The organism is Ruminococcus callidus ATCC 27760, from assembly GCF_000468015.1.
GTDB lineage: Bacteria > Bacillota > Clostridia > Oscillospirales > Ruminococcaceae > Ruminococcus_C > Ruminococcus_C callidus.
Genome location: NZ_KI260286.1, coordinates 8354 through 24206 on the forward strand (window position 1 = coordinate 8354; position 15853 = coordinate 24206).

The 15853-nt window shown below is 55.7% G+C and carries 12 protein-coding genes; 11 read left to right on the forward strand and 1 reads right to left on the reverse strand.

Annotated features, from left to right (window positions below; genetic code table 11):
- Window positions 1-280 precede the first annotated feature (280 nt).
- The 11 genes from RUMCAL_RS00115 to RUMCAL_RS00165 all read left to right on the forward strand — a co-directional run bounded on the left by RUMCAL_RS00115 (window position 281) and on the right by RUMCAL_RS00165 (window position 15165).
- Window positions 281-1006 carry a ClpP family protease gene (locus RUMCAL_RS00115; RefSeq protein ID WP_021680298.1) on the forward strand — a complete coding sequence of 242 codons (726 nt, stop codon included), beginning with the start codon at window positions 281-283 and terminating at the stop codon, window positions 1004-1006.
- Between the two features lie 94 nt (window positions 1007-1100).
- Window positions 1101-3701, forward strand: coding sequence for an FtsK/SpoIIIE family DNA translocase (locus RUMCAL_RS00120; protein ID WP_021680299.1), 2601 nt, complete (start codon window positions 1101-1103; stop codon window positions 3699-3701).
- 362 nt (window positions 3702-4063) lie between these two features.
- The gene (locus RUMCAL_RS00125; protein WP_021680301.1) at window positions 4064-5965 is read left to right on the forward strand and encodes a YgiQ family radical SAM protein; all 1902 of its coding nucleotides are present in this window, start codon (window positions 4064-4066) and stop codon (window positions 5963-5965) included.
- 149 nt (window positions 5966-6114) lie between these two features.
- Window positions 6115-6879, forward strand: a complete 765-nt coding sequence (locus RUMCAL_RS00130; RefSeq protein WP_021680302.1) for a ComEC/Rec2 family competence protein — start codon at window positions 6115-6117, stop codon at window positions 6877-6879.
- Window positions 6880-6889: 10 nt separating this feature from the next.
- Window positions 6890-7102: a DUF3006 domain-containing protein gene (locus RUMCAL_RS00135; protein ID WP_021680303.1), complete on the forward strand. Its 213-nt coding sequence runs from the start codon at window positions 6890-6892 to the stop codon at window positions 7100-7102.
- A 26-nt stretch (window positions 7103-7128) separates the two neighbouring features.
- On the forward strand, window positions 7129-8487 hold the full coding sequence (gene trkA / locus RUMCAL_RS00140; protein WP_021680304.1) for a Trk system potassium transporter TrkA: 1359 nt from the start codon (window positions 7129-7131) through the stop codon (window positions 8485-8487).
- Between the two features lie 13 nt (window positions 8488-8500).
- Window positions 8501-9946, forward strand: a complete 1446-nt coding sequence (locus tag RUMCAL_RS00145; protein WP_021680305.1) for a TrkH family potassium uptake protein — start codon at window positions 8501-8503, stop codon at window positions 9944-9946.
- Window positions 9947-10479: 533 nt separating this feature from the next.
- Window positions 10480-11715 (forward strand): BaiN/RdsA family NAD(P)/FAD-dependent oxidoreductase, encoded by a 1236-nt coding sequence (locus RUMCAL_RS00150; RefSeq protein ID WP_021680308.1) that lies wholly within the window; start codon window positions 10480-10482, stop codon window positions 11713-11715.
- Window positions 11716-11751: 36 nt separating this feature from the next.
- Window positions 11752-12420 carry a (d)CMP kinase gene (gene cmk, locus RUMCAL_RS00155; protein WP_021680309.1) on the forward strand — a complete coding sequence of 223 codons (669 nt, stop codon included), beginning with the start codon at window positions 11752-11754 and terminating at the stop codon, window positions 12418-12420.
- A gap of 39 nt (window positions 12421-12459) precedes the next feature.
- Window positions 12460-13206 (forward strand): lysophospholipid acyltransferase family protein, encoded by a 747-nt coding sequence (locus tag RUMCAL_RS00160; protein WP_051343550.1) that lies wholly within the window; start codon window positions 12460-12462, stop codon window positions 13204-13206.
- Between the two features lie 6 nt (window positions 13207-13212).
- Complete coding sequence (locus RUMCAL_RS00165; protein WP_021680311.1) at window positions 13213-15165, forward strand: bifunctional 4-hydroxy-3-methylbut-2-enyl diphosphate reductase/30S ribosomal protein S1; 1953 nt, start codon at window positions 13213-13215, stop codon at window positions 15163-15165.
- Between the two features lie 116 nt (window positions 15166-15281).
- Here the strand turns inward: RUMCAL_RS00165 and RUMCAL_RS00170 are convergent, their stop codons facing one another.
- Window positions 15282-15803 carry a DNA-3-methyladenine glycosylase gene (locus RUMCAL_RS00170; protein ID WP_040646253.1) on the reverse strand — a complete coding sequence of 174 codons (522 nt, stop codon included), beginning with the start codon at window positions 15801-15803 and terminating at the stop codon, window positions 15282-15284.
- Window positions 15804-15853: the final 50 nt, after the last annotated feature.

Consider the following 15853-nt stretch of genomic DNA (forward strand, 5'->3'; position numbering starts at 1 on the left):
TAACGGCGGTTCCCCTCCCCTTTCAGGGGAGGCTTATTTCAACAATTGTCGTTATAGTATAAATTTTAGCTGTCATATAGTACTGCAATACAAACTCTCAAACCAAACTCCACACCATCTCCCCGCCTTGACTTTTCCACAAAATCTGCTATAATATAGGTGTACAGGAACATCTTGCAGAAATCCCTGTCTGTTGTCTGCATAACCGCTGCTTCTTTGGGCAAAATAAAGAGGACGTTAAAGAAAACGTTTCCGATATTTTACCCAAAGGAGCAGCACTATGGCTAACACGACACCATCTGACAGCAAGTCCCCCGCAGAAGAACAGCTGGATCAGGCACAGCTGATCGAAGAAACCGGCAGCGTCCGGACACCCAACGCCAAACACCTGATCCACTGCCTGAACATCATCGGTCAGGTGGAGGGACACAACGTGCTGCCGGAGGACACCAAGACTACCAAATACGAACACGTCCTGCCGGCACTGGTGGCGATCGAACAGGACCGCAGCATTGAAGGGCTGCTGATCCTGCTCAACACCATGGGCGGCGATGTGGAAGCGGGGCTTGCCATTGCGGAAGTCATCGCCGGCATGCAGACCCCCACGGTTTCACTGGTGGTGGGCGGCGGTCACTCCATCGGGATCCCTCTCGCCGTCAGTGCGGACGTTTCCCTCATCGTGCCCTCTGCCTCTATGACTGTGCACCCTGTCCGTACCAGCGGGCTGGTGCTGGGCGTGCCGCAGACAACCATTTACTTTTCAAAAATTCAAGAGCGTATCACAGGCTTCATCACCAGCCACAGCCGCATCTCCAAGGCTCGTCTGGAAAACATGATGCTGAACACACAGGAAATGGCAACCGATATGGGAACGGTCATCTCCGGTGCAGAAGCGGTGGAATGCGGGCTGATCGACCGGCTGGGTTCTCTCCGCGATGCCATTGATGCACTCTATCATCGGATAGAAACACAGGAACTGCGACCGTCCGGAAACGCGAAAGCCTGAGGCAGCACCGCACAAAGCTTGTACGTAAGGTGTTGCCCTAAGATAATATCAGGCGAATTTCCGGCATTGCAGTTCTTTTCAGAAAGGCGTAACATTGGCAAAAAAATCTGCGTCTTCGAAAAAGAAGACTTCAAAACCCGCAGCGAAAAAGAAGCCGGCAGCCAAGAAAAAGACTGCCGGCACTTCTGCTGCACAGACCTCCAAGGAGGAGGCTCTGGCAAAGCTGAACCAGCAGCAGAATGGCAACACCAAATTTCAGTCAGTGGTACTTTTCACCAGTGCCATTTTATTTTTTCTGCTGGCATTCGTCCACGGCAACGCCGGCTGGTATCTCATGCACTGCATTATCCGCGGCATTTTCGGCTTTTCCATTCTGCTGGTGCCGATCCTGCTCATGGCGGCTGCCTACTTCACCGAACGCCAGTCCGGCATGAACCTCACCAAACGGCTGCTGCTGAGTCTGGGGCTGACCGTGCTGGTGAGCAGTTTTTTCCAGATCATATTCGTGGGCGACATCGGCAAAAAGGGCTTTTTCCGCTGCTTCAAATATCTGTTTGTAGCAGGCACGGAAAACGCTTTCGCCAGCGGCGGAGCGATCAGTACGTTCCTCGCCTATCCGTTCCTGCGGATCATCGGCACACCCGGAGCACAGATCATCATCATCTGCCTGCTCTTTCTCACCATTATGCGGCTGATGGATCTGAGTATCCGGCAGCTGTGGTGGTACATAGGCTTTCCGTTCCGGAAACTCAGGGAACTGTGGAACCGTGATCCGGAATGGGCAGACGATATTCCCGAAGATGCCGCCGCAGAGGAAGAACCGGAATTCCTGCTGCCGGAACAGCACGCCCCGAAAATTGCAAAGGTACACCGCAAAGGCACTGTCCAGCCACAGCCGGAACCGGCTGCCGCAGAACCGGCTCTGGACGCAGACATTCCGGACTTTGTGGCTGCCGACCAGCCGCTGCCGTCGGAACTGGACGACATGATCCGGAACAGCTATTCCCAGCCGCAGGACGATGCCCCCTATACGCCGGCGTATGACATGGACATTGACATTCCCCTTCCGGACAGCGAGCCGGACAACGCCGCGATCGTATCACCGGATGAACTGCTGCAGGATCCGCCGGAACTGGCTGAGCCTGCCGCAGAAACAGAGAACCCGTCAGAACCGGCTGCTCCGGCAGCACCGACGGTTCCGGCACGTCCCTACCAGATCCCCAGCATCGACTTTTTGCAGAACGGTGTCAGCCGTGCCGGCGACCCCGCGGTAGATCAGGAGATGAAAGAAAAAGCGGGCATTCTGGTGGACACGCTGAAAAGCTTTGGCGTGACTGTCCGCATTACCGGTATTTTCCGCGGTCCTTCCGTCACGCGGTATGAGATACAGCCTGCCGCCGGCATCAAGGTTTCCAAGATCACCGGACTGGCAGATGACATTGCCCTGTCGCTGGCGGCACAGGGTGTCCGCATCGAAGCCCCCATTCCGGGGAAGCCGGCGATCGGCATCGAAGTCCCCAACAGCCACAAGGACACCGTTTCCCTGCGGGAGATTCTGGAGAGCGACAGCTTCCGCAGTTCCAAGAGCAAGCTGGCGTTTGCCGTGGGGCGGGATATTGCCGGCAACGCCGTCATCGGCGACATTGCACGGCTGCCCCATATGATTATCGCCGGAGCCACCGGTTCCGGTAAGTCGGTCTGCACCAACTCCATTATCATGAGTATCCTGTACCATGCCACACCGGAGGAAGTCAAGCTGATCCTGATCGACCCGAAGATCGTCGAATTCACCGTCTATGAGGGCATTCCCCACCTGCTGATCCCAGTGGTCACCGACCCGAAAAAGGCTGCCGGTGCGTTGAACTGGGCAGTGCAGGAGATGCAGCGGCGGTATAACCTGTTCGCCGAAAACAGCGTCCGCGATCTGGGCGACTACAACGCCGCGGCTGCCCAGCCGAACAGTCCGCTGGAGCCTATGCCCCAGATCGTAGTCATTATCGACGAGCTTGCCGATCTGATGATGACCACGTCCAAGGAAGTGGAAGATGCGATCTGCCGTCTGGCACAGAAAGCCCGTGCGGCAGGCATGCACCTCATCATTGCGACACAGCGGCCTACCACGGACATCATCACCGGACTTATCAAGGCAAATATCCCCAGCCGTATCGCCCTGTCTGTCATGTCGCAGGTGGACTCCCGCACCATTCTGGACACCGGCGGTGCGGAAAAGCTGCTGGGACACGGCGATATGCTGTACCTGCCCAACGGCAAGATCAAGCCGGTGCGTGTACAGGGCTGTTTCACCTCCACCAAGGAGATCGAAAAGGTGGTGGACTTTATCAAGTCCCAGACTCAGAGCGAATACAGCAACGAGATCATGGAGCAGGTAGAACAGAACATTCCCGTCACCAAGGCAGAGGGAAAGACAAAGGAACAGCGAAAAGATTCCGGCGAGCCGGAACCGGGCAGCGACGAGGACATTTTCGAACGTGCCATTGAAGTGGTCGTAGAAGCCGGACAGGCCTCCACCTCCTCCCTCCAGCGGCGGCTGAAGCTGGGCTATGCCCGTGCCGCACGCATCATGGACGAACTGGAGGAAAAGGGCATCATCGGCCCCTATGAGGGTGCCAAGCCCCGCAGAGTGCTGATGTCCAAGGAGCAGTTTGCCGAACGGAAAATGCGGCGGCTGCAATAAAAAACCACACCGTAATATTATATTGTAATTTTTAAAGCTTTATAGATTAGGCTCCCTTGAAAAGGGAGCTGGCAGCCGTAGGCTGACTGAGGGATTTTGCCGCGAAATCTGCAATTCAAGAAAAAGATTGCACCAGAATCCCTCCACCAGCTTCGCTGGTCCCCCTCGTACTGAGCGGTCCCCTCTGCCCTGCGGGCATCTCCCCACCCCGTGGGGAGCCACCCTTTTCAAGGGAGGCTTATTCCTATAGTTTTAGCTGTTACACCATTCTGTGTAAAAATTTTTCCTGATGTATTCGATTTCATAGCCTCCTTTTTCAAGAAAGCCGAAACGGAAAAACCTCATCTATAAGGAGCAGATACATGACCAATTTTCTCCCTGTCACCATGCAGGAACTTCTGGAAACCGGCGTATCCCAGCCGGATTTCGTCTATATTACCGGTGATGCCTACGTGGATCACCCCAGCTTCGGGGCAGCCATTATCACCCGCCTGTTACAGTCGCAGGGCTACAGCGTCGCCGTTCTCGCCCAGCCGGACTGGCACACGGTAAAAGATTTCACCCGATTCGGCAAGCCCAGACTGGCGTTTCTGGTGACCGGCGGCAACATCGATTCCATGGTTGCCCACTACACTTCCGCCAAGCGGAAACGCAGCACTGACATGTACTCCCCCGGCGGCAGGGCCGGGCTTCGTCCCGACCGTGCCGTCATCACCTACTGCCGGAAAATTCGGGAGGCTTACCCCGATGCTGCCATTGCCATTGGCGGACTGGAAGCTTCTCTGAGGCGGTTCGCCCACTATGACTACTGGGACGACACCGTCCGCCCGTCCATTCTGGCAGACAGCGGAGCAGATCTGCTGATGTACGGCATGGGGGAACACCAGATCACCGAACTGGCACAGCTGCTGGCAGAGGGTGTGCCCATACAGGAGATCACGGACATTCGCGGCACCTGTTATCTCACCTCGCCGGAAAACACCCCGTGGGGCGGCGTGCAGTGTCCGGATTATGCACAGGTCTGCCGCGACAAAAAGGCATACGCCAAGGCAACCCGCCAGCAGTACGACCAGCAGGACGAGATCACCGGAAAGACCGTGCTCCAGCGGCACGGGGACAAGATGCTGGTGCAGAACCCGCCGGCAGTCAGCCTGACACAGGAAGAACTGGACGCAGTATACCGGCTGCCCTATCAGCGGAAGCCCCACCCCATGTACGATGCACAGGGCGGCGTGCCGGGCATTGAGGAGGTACAGTTCTCCATTGCCCACAACCGCGGCTGCTTCGGCTACTGCAACTTCTGCTCCATTGCCCTGCATCAGGGTCGCCGCATCACCTGCCGCAGCGAGGAGTCCATTCTGGAAGAAGCGAAAAAGATCACGGAAATGCCCAACTTCAAGGGCTATATCCATGACGTCGGCGGCCCGACGGCAAACTTCCGGCTGCCCTCCTGCAAAAAGCAGGCGAAATCCGGCATGTGCGTCGGGAAAAAGTGTCTTGCTCCGGAACCCTGCAAGGCGTTGCAGGTGGATCACAGCGAGTATCTCCGCATTCTCCGGAAGCTGCGGAAACTCCCCAAGGTGAAGCGGGTGTTTATCCGTTCCGGTATCCGGTTCGACTATGTCATGGCGGACGAGGACGACACCTTCTTCAAGGAACTGGTGGCAGAGCACGTCAGCGGGCAGCTGAAAGTAGCTCCGGAGCATGTGAGCAACGTGGTGCTGGACAAAATGGGCAAGCCCCATATCGAGTGCTACGAAGCGTTCCAGAAGCGGTTCTATGAGATCACCAAGAGCCTCGGCAAGAAACAGTATCTGGTGCCCTATCTCATGTCCTCTCACCCCGGCAGCACTCTGCAGGAAGCCGTAAAGCTTTCCCTGTTCCTGCGGGACAACGGCATGCATCCGGAACAGGTACAGGACTTCTACCCCACGCCGGGGACGATCTCCACCTGCATGTATTACACGGAACTGGATCCCTACACCATGGAGCCGGTCTATGTGCCGAAAACGCCGAAAGAAAAAGCCATGCAGCGGGCTTTGCTGCAATATTACCTGCCCCAGAACCGCCAGCTGGTGCTGTCTGCACTGAAGCAGGCGGGACGGCAGGATCTCATCGGCACCAAGCCGAACTGTCTGGTGGCTCCGGAACAAAGATCCGACAGCCAACGCAGCCATGCCGACAAAAACCGGAATCCCCACACCAAAGGAGGCGTATCCCCACGAAAACCAAAGCATTCTTCCAAAAAATCGCGGCGATCCTGACTGCGGCAGCCCTGCCCCTGCTGGGCGGCTGTTCGCTGGACGATGCCGAACAATATCTCACCGACACCATACAGCAGGCGTTCGGCGGTGAGGAAGCCGAAACCGGCGGCGGCTCTGCCACCGGAAGCTGTACCGTCCACTTTCTGGACGTGGGACAGGGCGACAGCGAACTGATCGTCACCGACACCGCCGCTGTGCTCATCGATGCCGGCGAACAGAGTGCCGCGGACGACATTCTCGCCGACTTACAGCAGTACGGCATCACCAAGCTGGACTGGATCATCGGCACCCACCCCCACGCCGACCACATCGGCGGGTTCCCGACGATTTTAAACTACGCAGCACAGAACAGTGACCTGACGATCTGCAACGCCATGAGCCCCCAGCTGCCGGACAGCATGGTGCCGACCACCCGTACATACGAAAAGTTTCTGGACGGCATCGAAGCCAACGGACTGATCCTGACACCTGCCACCTCCATGACCATTGACATGGGAACGGCTTCGCTGGAGATCATACCTTCTCCCGCCGAGGACTACAGTTCTCTGAACGACTATTCCATCTGTGCCTATCTCACCTGCGGGGACACCAGCTTTTTCTTCACCGGTGACGCGTCCAAGCCGGAGGAAAAAGACCTGCTGGAAAAAGGCGAACTGGACGGCATACAGGCGGACGTGCTGAAAGTGGGACACCACGGCAGCCGTGAATCCTCCACAGATGCATTTCTGGCACAGTTACAGCCCAGCTATGCGGTGATCTCCTGCGGAGCAGGCAACAGCTACGGACACCCCCACAGCGAAGCGGTATCCCGCTTGCAGCAATACTGCGGCGAACAGATCTGGCGGACAGACGAAAGCGGCACGGTGACCATTTCGTCCGACGGCTCCAATCTCACCGTGACAACCGAAAAGTGAGGTGCTTCTGATGTGGATCATTGACCGGTTCGAAGAAACCATTGCCGTGATCGAAACCGACGACGGTATGACAGAGATCCCCCGCAGCCAGATTCTGGGCGATGCCAGAGAGGGCGACATTCTCCGGCAGAATCCGGACGGCAGCTATCAGACCGACACCGCCGCCACACAGGCACGGCGGGAAAAGCTTGCCGCACGGACACGGCGGCTCATGGGAAAATAACGGGTGGAACAACAGGTGAATCAACTATGAAAATCGTAATTATTGGGAACGGCAAGATCGGCAGCAATCTGGCTGCCCTGCTGGTGCAGGAGGGACACGACATCACCGTGGTAGACTGTGATGAAACCCACTTGCGAAAGAGCCAGAACACACTGGACGTTATGTGCATCGAGGGCAACGGGGCAACGGCGGAAACCCAGCTGGAAGCCGGAGCAAACAAAGCCACCCTGCTCATCGCGGCAACGCCCTATGACGAAGTGAATGTTCTCTGCTGCCTGATCGGCAAGCGGCTGGGCACGAAAAAGACCATTTCCCGCGTGCGTATGCCGGAGTATTACCAGCAGATGCACCTGATTCGGGAAGATCTGGGGCTGTCGATGGTCATCAATCCGGAACTTTCCACCGCAGACGAGATCATGCGGGTACTGGTGTTCCCCTCCGCGGCAAAGGTGGAGGTCTTTGGCAAGGGCAAGCTGGAGCTGGTGGAATACCGGCTGCCGGACTTCCCGTGGCTGGAAAACATCACGCTGGTGGAACTCTACAAAAAGATCAAGACGAAATTCCTCATCTGTGCCGTACAGCGGGACGAGAAAGTGTTTATCCCCTCCGGCGACTTCGCTCTGCAGGAGGGCGACCGCATTCACGTGGCGGCTTCGCACCGGAACATTGAACGATTCTTCCGTGCCAGCGGCTTCATGAAGGACAAGGTGCGTACCGTCATGATCGTAGGCGGCGGCAGAGTGGGCTATTACCTGTCGAAACAGCTGCTGGCGGTGGGCATGAAAGTCAAGCTGATCGAAAAAGATCGGGAACGCTGTGAAAAGCTGTCTGATCTGCTCCCCAAGGCCATCGTCATCTGCGGCGACGGCACCGATCAGGATCTGCTGATCGAGGAGGGCGTACTGGAAGTGGACGGCTTTGTGGCTCTGACCGGCATCGACGAGGAGAATATGATTATCTCCCTGTTCGCCAAGGACAGCACCAACGCCAAGGTAGTCACAAAAGTCAGTCGGGAAAACTACATCGACCTGTCCTCCGAACTGGGGCTGGACTGCGTGGTTTCCCCCAAGTCCCTGACCATGGGCAACGTGCTGAGTTACGTGCGTTCGCTGGAGAGCACCGCCGGCAGCGAGATCGAATCCCTGTATCATCTGGTAGGCGATCAGGTGGAGGCGATCGAGTTCCGCGTCAAGGAACGGATCCCCGATCTGGTAGGCGTACCGCTAAAAGACGTGCAGCTGAAAAAGAATATCCTGATCTGTGCCATTATCCGGAAGCGGGAGATCATCATTCCGGACGGCAGTGCTGTCATCGAACTGGGGGATTCCGTGGTGATCGTTTCCAAGGAGCACCACTTCTCCAGCATGAAAGACATTCTGGACTAGGCGGTGAACGAGTATGAATAAAGGCATTGTATTCCACTATCTGTCCAAGGCACTGCTGCTCTCCTCAGCACTGTTTCTGGTGCCGGCTCTAGTGAGCCTGTACTATCGGGAATATTTCTTCATGCTGATCTTTCTGGGCGTAGGCGGCGGCATGGCTCTGGCATCGCTGCCGGGGGTGTTCTACCGTCCCAGGCACAAGTACATGTTTGCACGGGAGGGCATGGTCATTGCTGCCCTGATGTGGATCATTTTTTCCGCAGTGGGAGCACTGCCCTTTTATTGCAGCGGCAGCATTCCCCACTACATAGACGCTCTTTTCGAAAGCGTATCCGGCTTCACCACCACCGGTTCTTCCATTCTGACTGATATAGAGGCTCTGCCGCGGGGGATCCTGTTCTGGCGAAGCTTCACCCACTGGGTCGGCGGCATGGGCGTACTGGTGCTTGCCATTGCCATTCTCCCCTCCTCGGGGAATGCCCTGTATCTGATGCAGGCAGAATGCCCCGGTCCGCAGGTAGGCAAGCTGGTGCCCAAGGGCAAAAACTCCGCCCTGTACCTGTACCTCATCTACGGAGCCCTGACATTTATCACCATTGTGCTGCTGTTCACCGGCGGCATGCCCCTGTTTGACAGCGTATGCCATGGCATGGGCATTGCAGGCACCGGCGGCTTCGGCATCAAGAACGACGGATTGTCCTATTACAACTCTCCTTATCTGGATGGCGTGGTGACAGTGACCATGCTTCTGTTCGGGGTGAACTTTACCCTGTACTACTACATGCTGATACGGCGGTTTCGGGAAGTGCGGAAGAACACGGAACTGCGGGTATATTTCAGCATTGTTGCCATTTCGACCGCACTCATTATGCTGAATATCCGCCCCATTTACCACAGCGTGGGAAAGTGCTTCCGCTATGCCGTTTTTCAGGTGGCTTCCATTATCACCTCCACCGGCTTTGCCACGGCAGACTATAACCAGTGGCCGCTGTTCTCCCAGATGCTGCTGATCCTGCTGATGCTTATCGGTGCCTGCGGCGGCTCTACCGGCGGCGGGTTCAAGGTGCAGCGGTGTGTGATCCTCTGGAAAAGCGGCTCTGCTGCCATGCGGAAAATGGTGCACCCCAACTCCGTGAACCAAGTCAAATCCGACAACAAAATTCTCCGTCCGGAGGCACTCCACCATGTGTGGAGTTACCTCATTCTGTATCTGGGTGTGCTGCTGGCTTCGTTCCTGCTGCTGTCGCTGGACGACATGGACTTCGGCACGGCAATTTCTGCCGTCATCACCTGCACCAACAACATCGGCCCGGGCATCAACAGCGTAGGCCCCATGGAGAATTTCTCGTTCCTGTCGGACTTTTCCAAGGCGGTGCTGTCCGCGGACATGCTGCTGGGACGGCTGGAGATCTTCCCCATTCTGGTACTGCTGGCTCCGTCGGTGTGGAGAAAGAGTTTTTGACGGGAAGAAAACCATGAAGCAAAAAAATCTCCCCTGAAAGGGGAGATGTCACGAAGTGACAGAGGGGTTTTCGCACTTCATTTTACAACATAATTGGACTCCCTTGAAAAGGCACCCGTAGGGCGTGCCTTGTGCTGAGCTGGCAGCCGCAGGCTTGACTGAGGAGTTATCTCGTAAGTCTTTTTCATTAAGCAAAAGATTCCACAGAAGAATCCCTCCACCAGCTTCGCTGGTCCCCCTCCCTTTTCAAGGGAGGCTTATTTCAGGCTCCCTTGAAAAGGGAGCTGGCAGCCGCAGGCTGACTGAGGGATTTTGCCGTAAAATCTATAGTTCAAGAAAAAGTTTCATCAAAATCCCTCCACCAGCTTCGCTGGTCCCCCTCCCCTTTCAGGGGAGGCTATCATGAAAGTTGATTTTCATGGCTGCCTGTGATTTTCCCTTGCATTTTTCAGCACGATGTGCTATACTATCCATAAGCGTGCAGCAGCCGCTGTATCTGCTTACATGAAATGCATCAAACAAAGTGAGGTAATATGGAAACAGACCATTTATGCATCGGCGGCGGACCGGCAGGTGTCTTTGCGGCACTGACCGCCGCCGAACACGGCAAACGCTGTATCATTCTGGAACACAACAAACAGCTGGGACGCAAGCTTCGCATCACCGGCAAAGGTCGCTGCAATCTCACCAACAACTGTGACCGCGATACCCTGATGGCAAATATCCCCGCCAACGGGAAATTCCTGTACAGTGCGTTTTCCCGCTGCACCCCGCAGGACGTCATGGCTTATTTCGAAAAGCTGGGCGTTCCACTGAAAACCGAACGGGGCAATCGGGTATTTCCCGTCAGCGACCGTGCGGAGGACATCGTACAGGCTCTGCAAAAGGCAGTGCGGCTGGCGGGAATCCCCGTGGTGCACGGCGACGCGGCAGAACTGCTGCTGGAAAACGGCAGATGTACCGGTGTCCGCACCGCAGACGGCAGAGAATATCGGGCAGGGACGACCCTGCTCGCCACCGGCGGCATGTCCTACCCCAAGACCGGTTCTGACGGCTCAGGTTATCGTCTGGCAGAAACAGCCGGTCACACCATTGTGCCGCCAATGCCCTCCCTGATCCCGCTGGTCACACAGGAAACATGGTGTCAGGAAGCCATGGGGCTTTCCCTGCGGAACGTGATCCTGCGGCTGTATCGGGGAAACAAGTGCATCTTTGAGGAACTGGGCGAAATGCTGTTCACCCACTTCGGCGTGTCCGGTCCGCTGGTACTCAGTGCCAGTGCCCTGATGCGAAAGGGCAGCCCACAGGACTACCGGCTGGAGATCGACCTGAAATCCGGTCTGACTCCGGAGCAGCTGGACAAACGGATCCAGCGGGATCTTGCCGACAGTCCCAACCGCGACCTCGGCAACATTCTCCACGCCCTGCTGCCGGCAAAGCTGATCTTGCCGGTGCTGCGGCTGGCGGGGATCTCGCCGGACACCAAAGCCAACGCCCTCACCAAGGCACAGCGGCTGCATCTGGGCAGCTGCATCAAGGCGGTTTCCCTGCATGTGCGGGCATTCCGTCCCATTGAAGAAGCCATTGTCACCCGCGGCGGCGTTTCTGTCAAAGAAGTCGATGCCCGCACCATGGCTTCCAGGTGCTGTGAGGGGCTGTATTTCGCCGGAGAGATTCTCGATCTGGACGGATACACCGGCGGTTTCAACTTACAAATTGCCTTTGCAACTGCCTATAGTGCCGGTCTGGCAATGGCAGAACAGGCATGATAATTTCTATGATACATAAAGGAGTTTGTCATTTTTATGAAAAAGATCAACATCGCCATTGACGGGCCTGCGGGAGCCGGTAAAAGCAGTATTGCCAGAGAAGTGGCATCACAGCTGGGATTTGTCTACGTGGACACCGGTGCACTGTATCGTGCGATTGCCCTGTTCTCCACCGAGTACCCGACGAAAAAGGACTTTCTGAAGCATCTGGAGAACGACTGTCATCTGGAACTGAAATACTTCGGCGGCACCCAGTGCATCTTCCTCAACGGCGAAAATGTGACCGAAAGCATTCGCACACCGGAGGTTTCCATGAAAGCTTCCGAGGTTTCTGCCCTGCCGGAAGTGCGGGAGTTCCTGCTGGAAACCCAGAAGGACATCGCACGGGAATACAACGTCATCATGGACGGACGGGACATCGGCACAGTCGTTCTGCCGGACGCAGACCTGAAGATCTATCTCACCGCTTCCGCAGAAGAACGTGCCAGCCGCCGGTATCTGGAAATGGAGGACAAGCCCGACAAGCCTACCTATGACCAGATTCTGGAGGACATCAAGCAGCGGGATTACAACGACATGCACCGTGCCGTTTCGCCCCTGCGGCAGGCAGATGATGCCGTACTGATCGACAGCACCACCATGGGCTTTCACGAAGTCTGCGAGGAGATCATGGATCTGATCGAACAGCGTCTGGACGTGGAATAACGCCTGAAAAGGCTCTGCTGCCAAAAAGGAGGTCATTTTTTGCCGTATCCCATTGTCTTTTTCTTTTACCGCATCGCCTATTATCTGGTGCGGATCGCATTTTTCTTTTACTACCGCATTTCTTTCGAGGGGCGGGAAAATGTCCCGAAGGGCACTGCCGTCATCTTCGCCTCCAACCACCGCAGCTATCTGGATCCGGTGCTGGTGGCAATGGCTGCCCCGCACCCGTTCAACTTTATCGCCAAGGAGCCTCTGTTCCGGAACCCCGTTTTCGGCGGTTTTATCCGGCTCATGGGAGCCTTTCCCACCGCAGATGCCAAGCACCCCGACTATGACATGCTCTCCGAAGCCACCAAACGGCTGGATAAACGGCGGCATCTGACCATTTTTCCGGAAGGTACCCGCCACACCGACGGCAAGGTCGGCAGAGGAAAAAGCGGTGTCTGCGTACTGGCTGCCCGCAGCGGCAAGCCGGTAGTACCCATCGGGCTGGTCTTTGATTCCAACAACCTGCACTTCCGCAGCCGCATCTGTGTCCGCGTGGGCAAGCCCCTGTACGCCGCAGATTATGGACTGAACGCCGACTCCACCCCCCACGAAATGCATGCCATGCGAAAAGACATCATGGACAGCATCAAATCTATGGTGGAGGAGAACCCGCCGTTCCCGATCCTTCACGATGTGCCGAAACACCGCACTTCGATCGAGATCGCTCAGGACAAAAAACGGGCGACTCTGGAACAGAAAAAACAGGCAGAACAAGCTGCCGACACTACGGAGGAATGATCGCGTATGGCTGAAATCACTGTGGCGGAATCCGCCGGCTTCTGCTTCGGCGTAGACCGCGCCGTCAAGCTTTGCTATCAGGCTCTGGAACAGCACCCCCATGTGGCAACGCTGGGGCCCATTATCCACAATCAGAACGTGGTGGACGATCTCACCCGCCGCGGAGCACGCATTGTGGACAGCATCGCAGATCTCCAGCCGGACGAATGCGTGGTGATCCGTTCCCACGGCGTCAGTGCTGCGGTCTATGACCAGCTGGAACAGGCTGGAAATCCCTATGTCGATGCCACCTGTCCCTTTGTGGCGAAGATCCACCGGATCGTGGAAGAACACACCCGAGCCGGCGATTTTATTCTGATCGCCGGAGATGCCAATCATCCGGAAGTTGCCGCAATTGTGGGGCATTGTAAAGGCAATTGCTTTGTTTTTGAAAGTGAAGAAGCGTTAAACAATTTTTTTCAAAAAAAATTAGTGAATTCTCGCAAAAGACTTGCAATTGTTGCACAAACAACGTATAATATATTAGTATGGGAAAAGTGTTTAGAAGCTCTTCCCAAGGACAACCCGAATATTATGGTTTACGATACAATCTGCCACGCCACACAGGTGCGGCAGTCCGACGCAGACAAACTCTCTCGCAAGTCAGATTTAATGATTATTGTGGGCGGCAGACACAGTTCCAACACCGTGAAGCTGTATCATGTCTGCAACAGAAACTGTAGGTCTTATCATATTGAGAATTCGGATGAGCTTTACACTTTAGACCTTGGTAACGCCGAGAAGATCGGCATTACCGCCGGCGCGTCCACACCGGCACATATCATTAAGGAGGTTCAACAAACTATGACTGAAATCATGGATAACAACGCCGTGGAGGAGGATATCAACTTCGCAGAAGCTCTGGATCAGTCCTTCAAAAAAATACATACGGGAGAGAAGGTAAAGGGTACCGTTTGCTCTGTCAACGATTCTGAAGCGATCGTCGATGTCGGCACCAAGCACACCGGTTATGTTCCTCGCAGCGAACTGACAGACGACGCATCCAAGAAGCCGTCTGACGTTGTCGCTGTCGGCGATGTTCTGGATCTGATCGTTACCAAGATCAACGATCAGGAAGGTATCGTTACCCTGTCCAAGAAGAAGGTCGACGAGATGAAGGGCTTTGAGGAGATCATCAAGGCCAAGGATGAGGAAGCTGTTCTGGAAGGCACTGTCAGTGCATCTGTCAAGGGCGGCGTTATCATCAACTATGCCGGCGTTCGCGTATTCATTCCGGCATCGCAGAGCGGTCTGCCGAGAGGTGCAGAGATGGATTCTCTGGTAAAGACCACCCAGCGTTTCGTCATTCTGGAAGTCAACGAACACCGCAGACGGGCTGTCGGCTCCATCAAGGCTGTTCTGAAGGCTGAAAAGGACGCTGCAAAGGAAGCTTTCTGGGAAACTGCCGAGGTCGGCAAGACCTACAAGGGCGAAGTCAAGTCCCTGACCAGTTACGGTGCATTCGTAGATCTGGGCGGCATCGACGGTATGGTTCATATCTCCGAGCTGTCCTGGAAGCGGATCAAGCACCCGAGCGAAGTTGTCAAGGTTGGCGACTACATCGAAGTATACATCAAGGATCTGGACAAGGAAAACAACCGCATCTCTCTGGGCTACAAGAAGCAGGAAGACAATCCGTGGGAGAAGTTCAAGGCAAACTACAAGGTTGGCGACGAGATCGATGCAACGATCGTTTCCATCACTCCGTTCGGTGCATTTGCACAGATCATTGACGGCGTAGACGGTCTGATCCACATTTCTCAGCTGGCTGACAAGCGTGTGGAAAATGTCAAGGACATCGTTTCCGTTGGTGACGTTGTACGGGTAAAGATCATTGACATCGACATCGAAAACAAGCGGATCTCTATCTCCATGCGTGCACTGCTGGAGGAGGACAACGACGCTGACTACGAGGACTAATTTCCCCGAACACGAAAGCGTAAGCTTGTAAAATAGAAGCGGCAGTATCGGTTTTGTGCCGGTACTGCCGCTTTTTGTTTTGAGTACCGCCCTGATCGGTTTACGACCGGGGCGGTTTATTTTTCATCGGCGATCCAACGCCATGGCATGTTTTTCCAGTATTCTCCGGCATAGTCGATACCTACACGCACATCGGTACGCAGAGCCGGACGAAAGCCGTCATCTGCGATCCACAGTTCCGGACAGGTGAGAAAGCTGTCCCCGTTGAACTGTTTGTCCACCTGTAGATACTTGGTCAGCTTGGCAGGGCCGTTGTAGACGGCTCCGGCACGAAGCAGAACGCCTTGCGGCTGTTCCCGTTCGCCGGTGATCACATTCATCAGCCAGTGCATGCCGTAGCAGAGGTAGACGTAGATCACGCCGCTTTCCCGATAGAGCAGTTCTGTGCGGGGCGTTCGCCCTTTGGAGGCGTGACACGCCAGATCTTCCTGCCCGCGATAGGCTTCGGTTTCGGCAATGCGTTCCTGTAAAATCGTGCCGTCCGGCAGCCGCCGCATCAGCAGCTTCCCCACCAGATCGGGAGCGACCTCCAGACAGTCGCGGTGGTAGAAGGATTCCGTTAAACGAATAGGTGCCATGAGAAATACCTCCTTTTTGCGGCGAGTCGCCGCTGACCCTACGCCCCAAT

Excerpts from the sequence above, each read along its gene's own strand:
- RUMCAL_RS00165 (WP_021680311.1), top strand. The coding sequence starts at position 13,213 with ATGGCTGAAATCACTGTGGCGGAATCCGCCGGCTTCTGCTTCGGCGTA.
- RUMCAL_RS00170 (WP_040646253.1), bottom strand. The coding sequence starts at position 15,803 with ATGGCACCTATTCGTTTAACGGAATCCTTCTACCACCGCGACTGTCTG.
- RUMCAL_RS00145 (WP_021680305.1), top strand. The coding sequence starts at position 8,501 with ATGAATAAAGGCATTGTATTCCACTATCTGTCCAAGGCACTGCTGCTC.
- RUMCAL_RS00125 (WP_021680301.1), top strand. The coding sequence starts at position 4,064 with ATGACCAATTTTCTCCCTGTCACCATGCAGGAACTTCTGGAAACCGGC.
- cmk (WP_021680309.1), top strand. The coding sequence starts at position 11,752 with ATGAAAAAGATCAACATCGCCATTGACGGGCCTGCGGGAGCCGGTAAA.
- trkA (WP_021680304.1), top strand. The coding sequence starts at position 7,129 with ATGAAAATCGTAATTATTGGGAACGGCAAGATCGGCAGCAATCTGGCT.
- RUMCAL_RS00150 (WP_021680308.1), top strand. The coding sequence starts at position 10,480 with ATGGAAACAGACCATTTATGCATCGGCGGCGGACCGGCAGGTGTCTTT.
- RUMCAL_RS00135 (WP_021680303.1), top strand. The coding sequence starts at position 6,890 with ATGTGGATCATTGACCGGTTCGAAGAAACCATTGCCGTGATCGAAACC.
- RUMCAL_RS00115 (WP_021680298.1), top strand. The coding sequence starts at position 281 with ATGGCTAACACGACACCATCTGACAGCAAGTCCCCCGCAGAAGAACAG.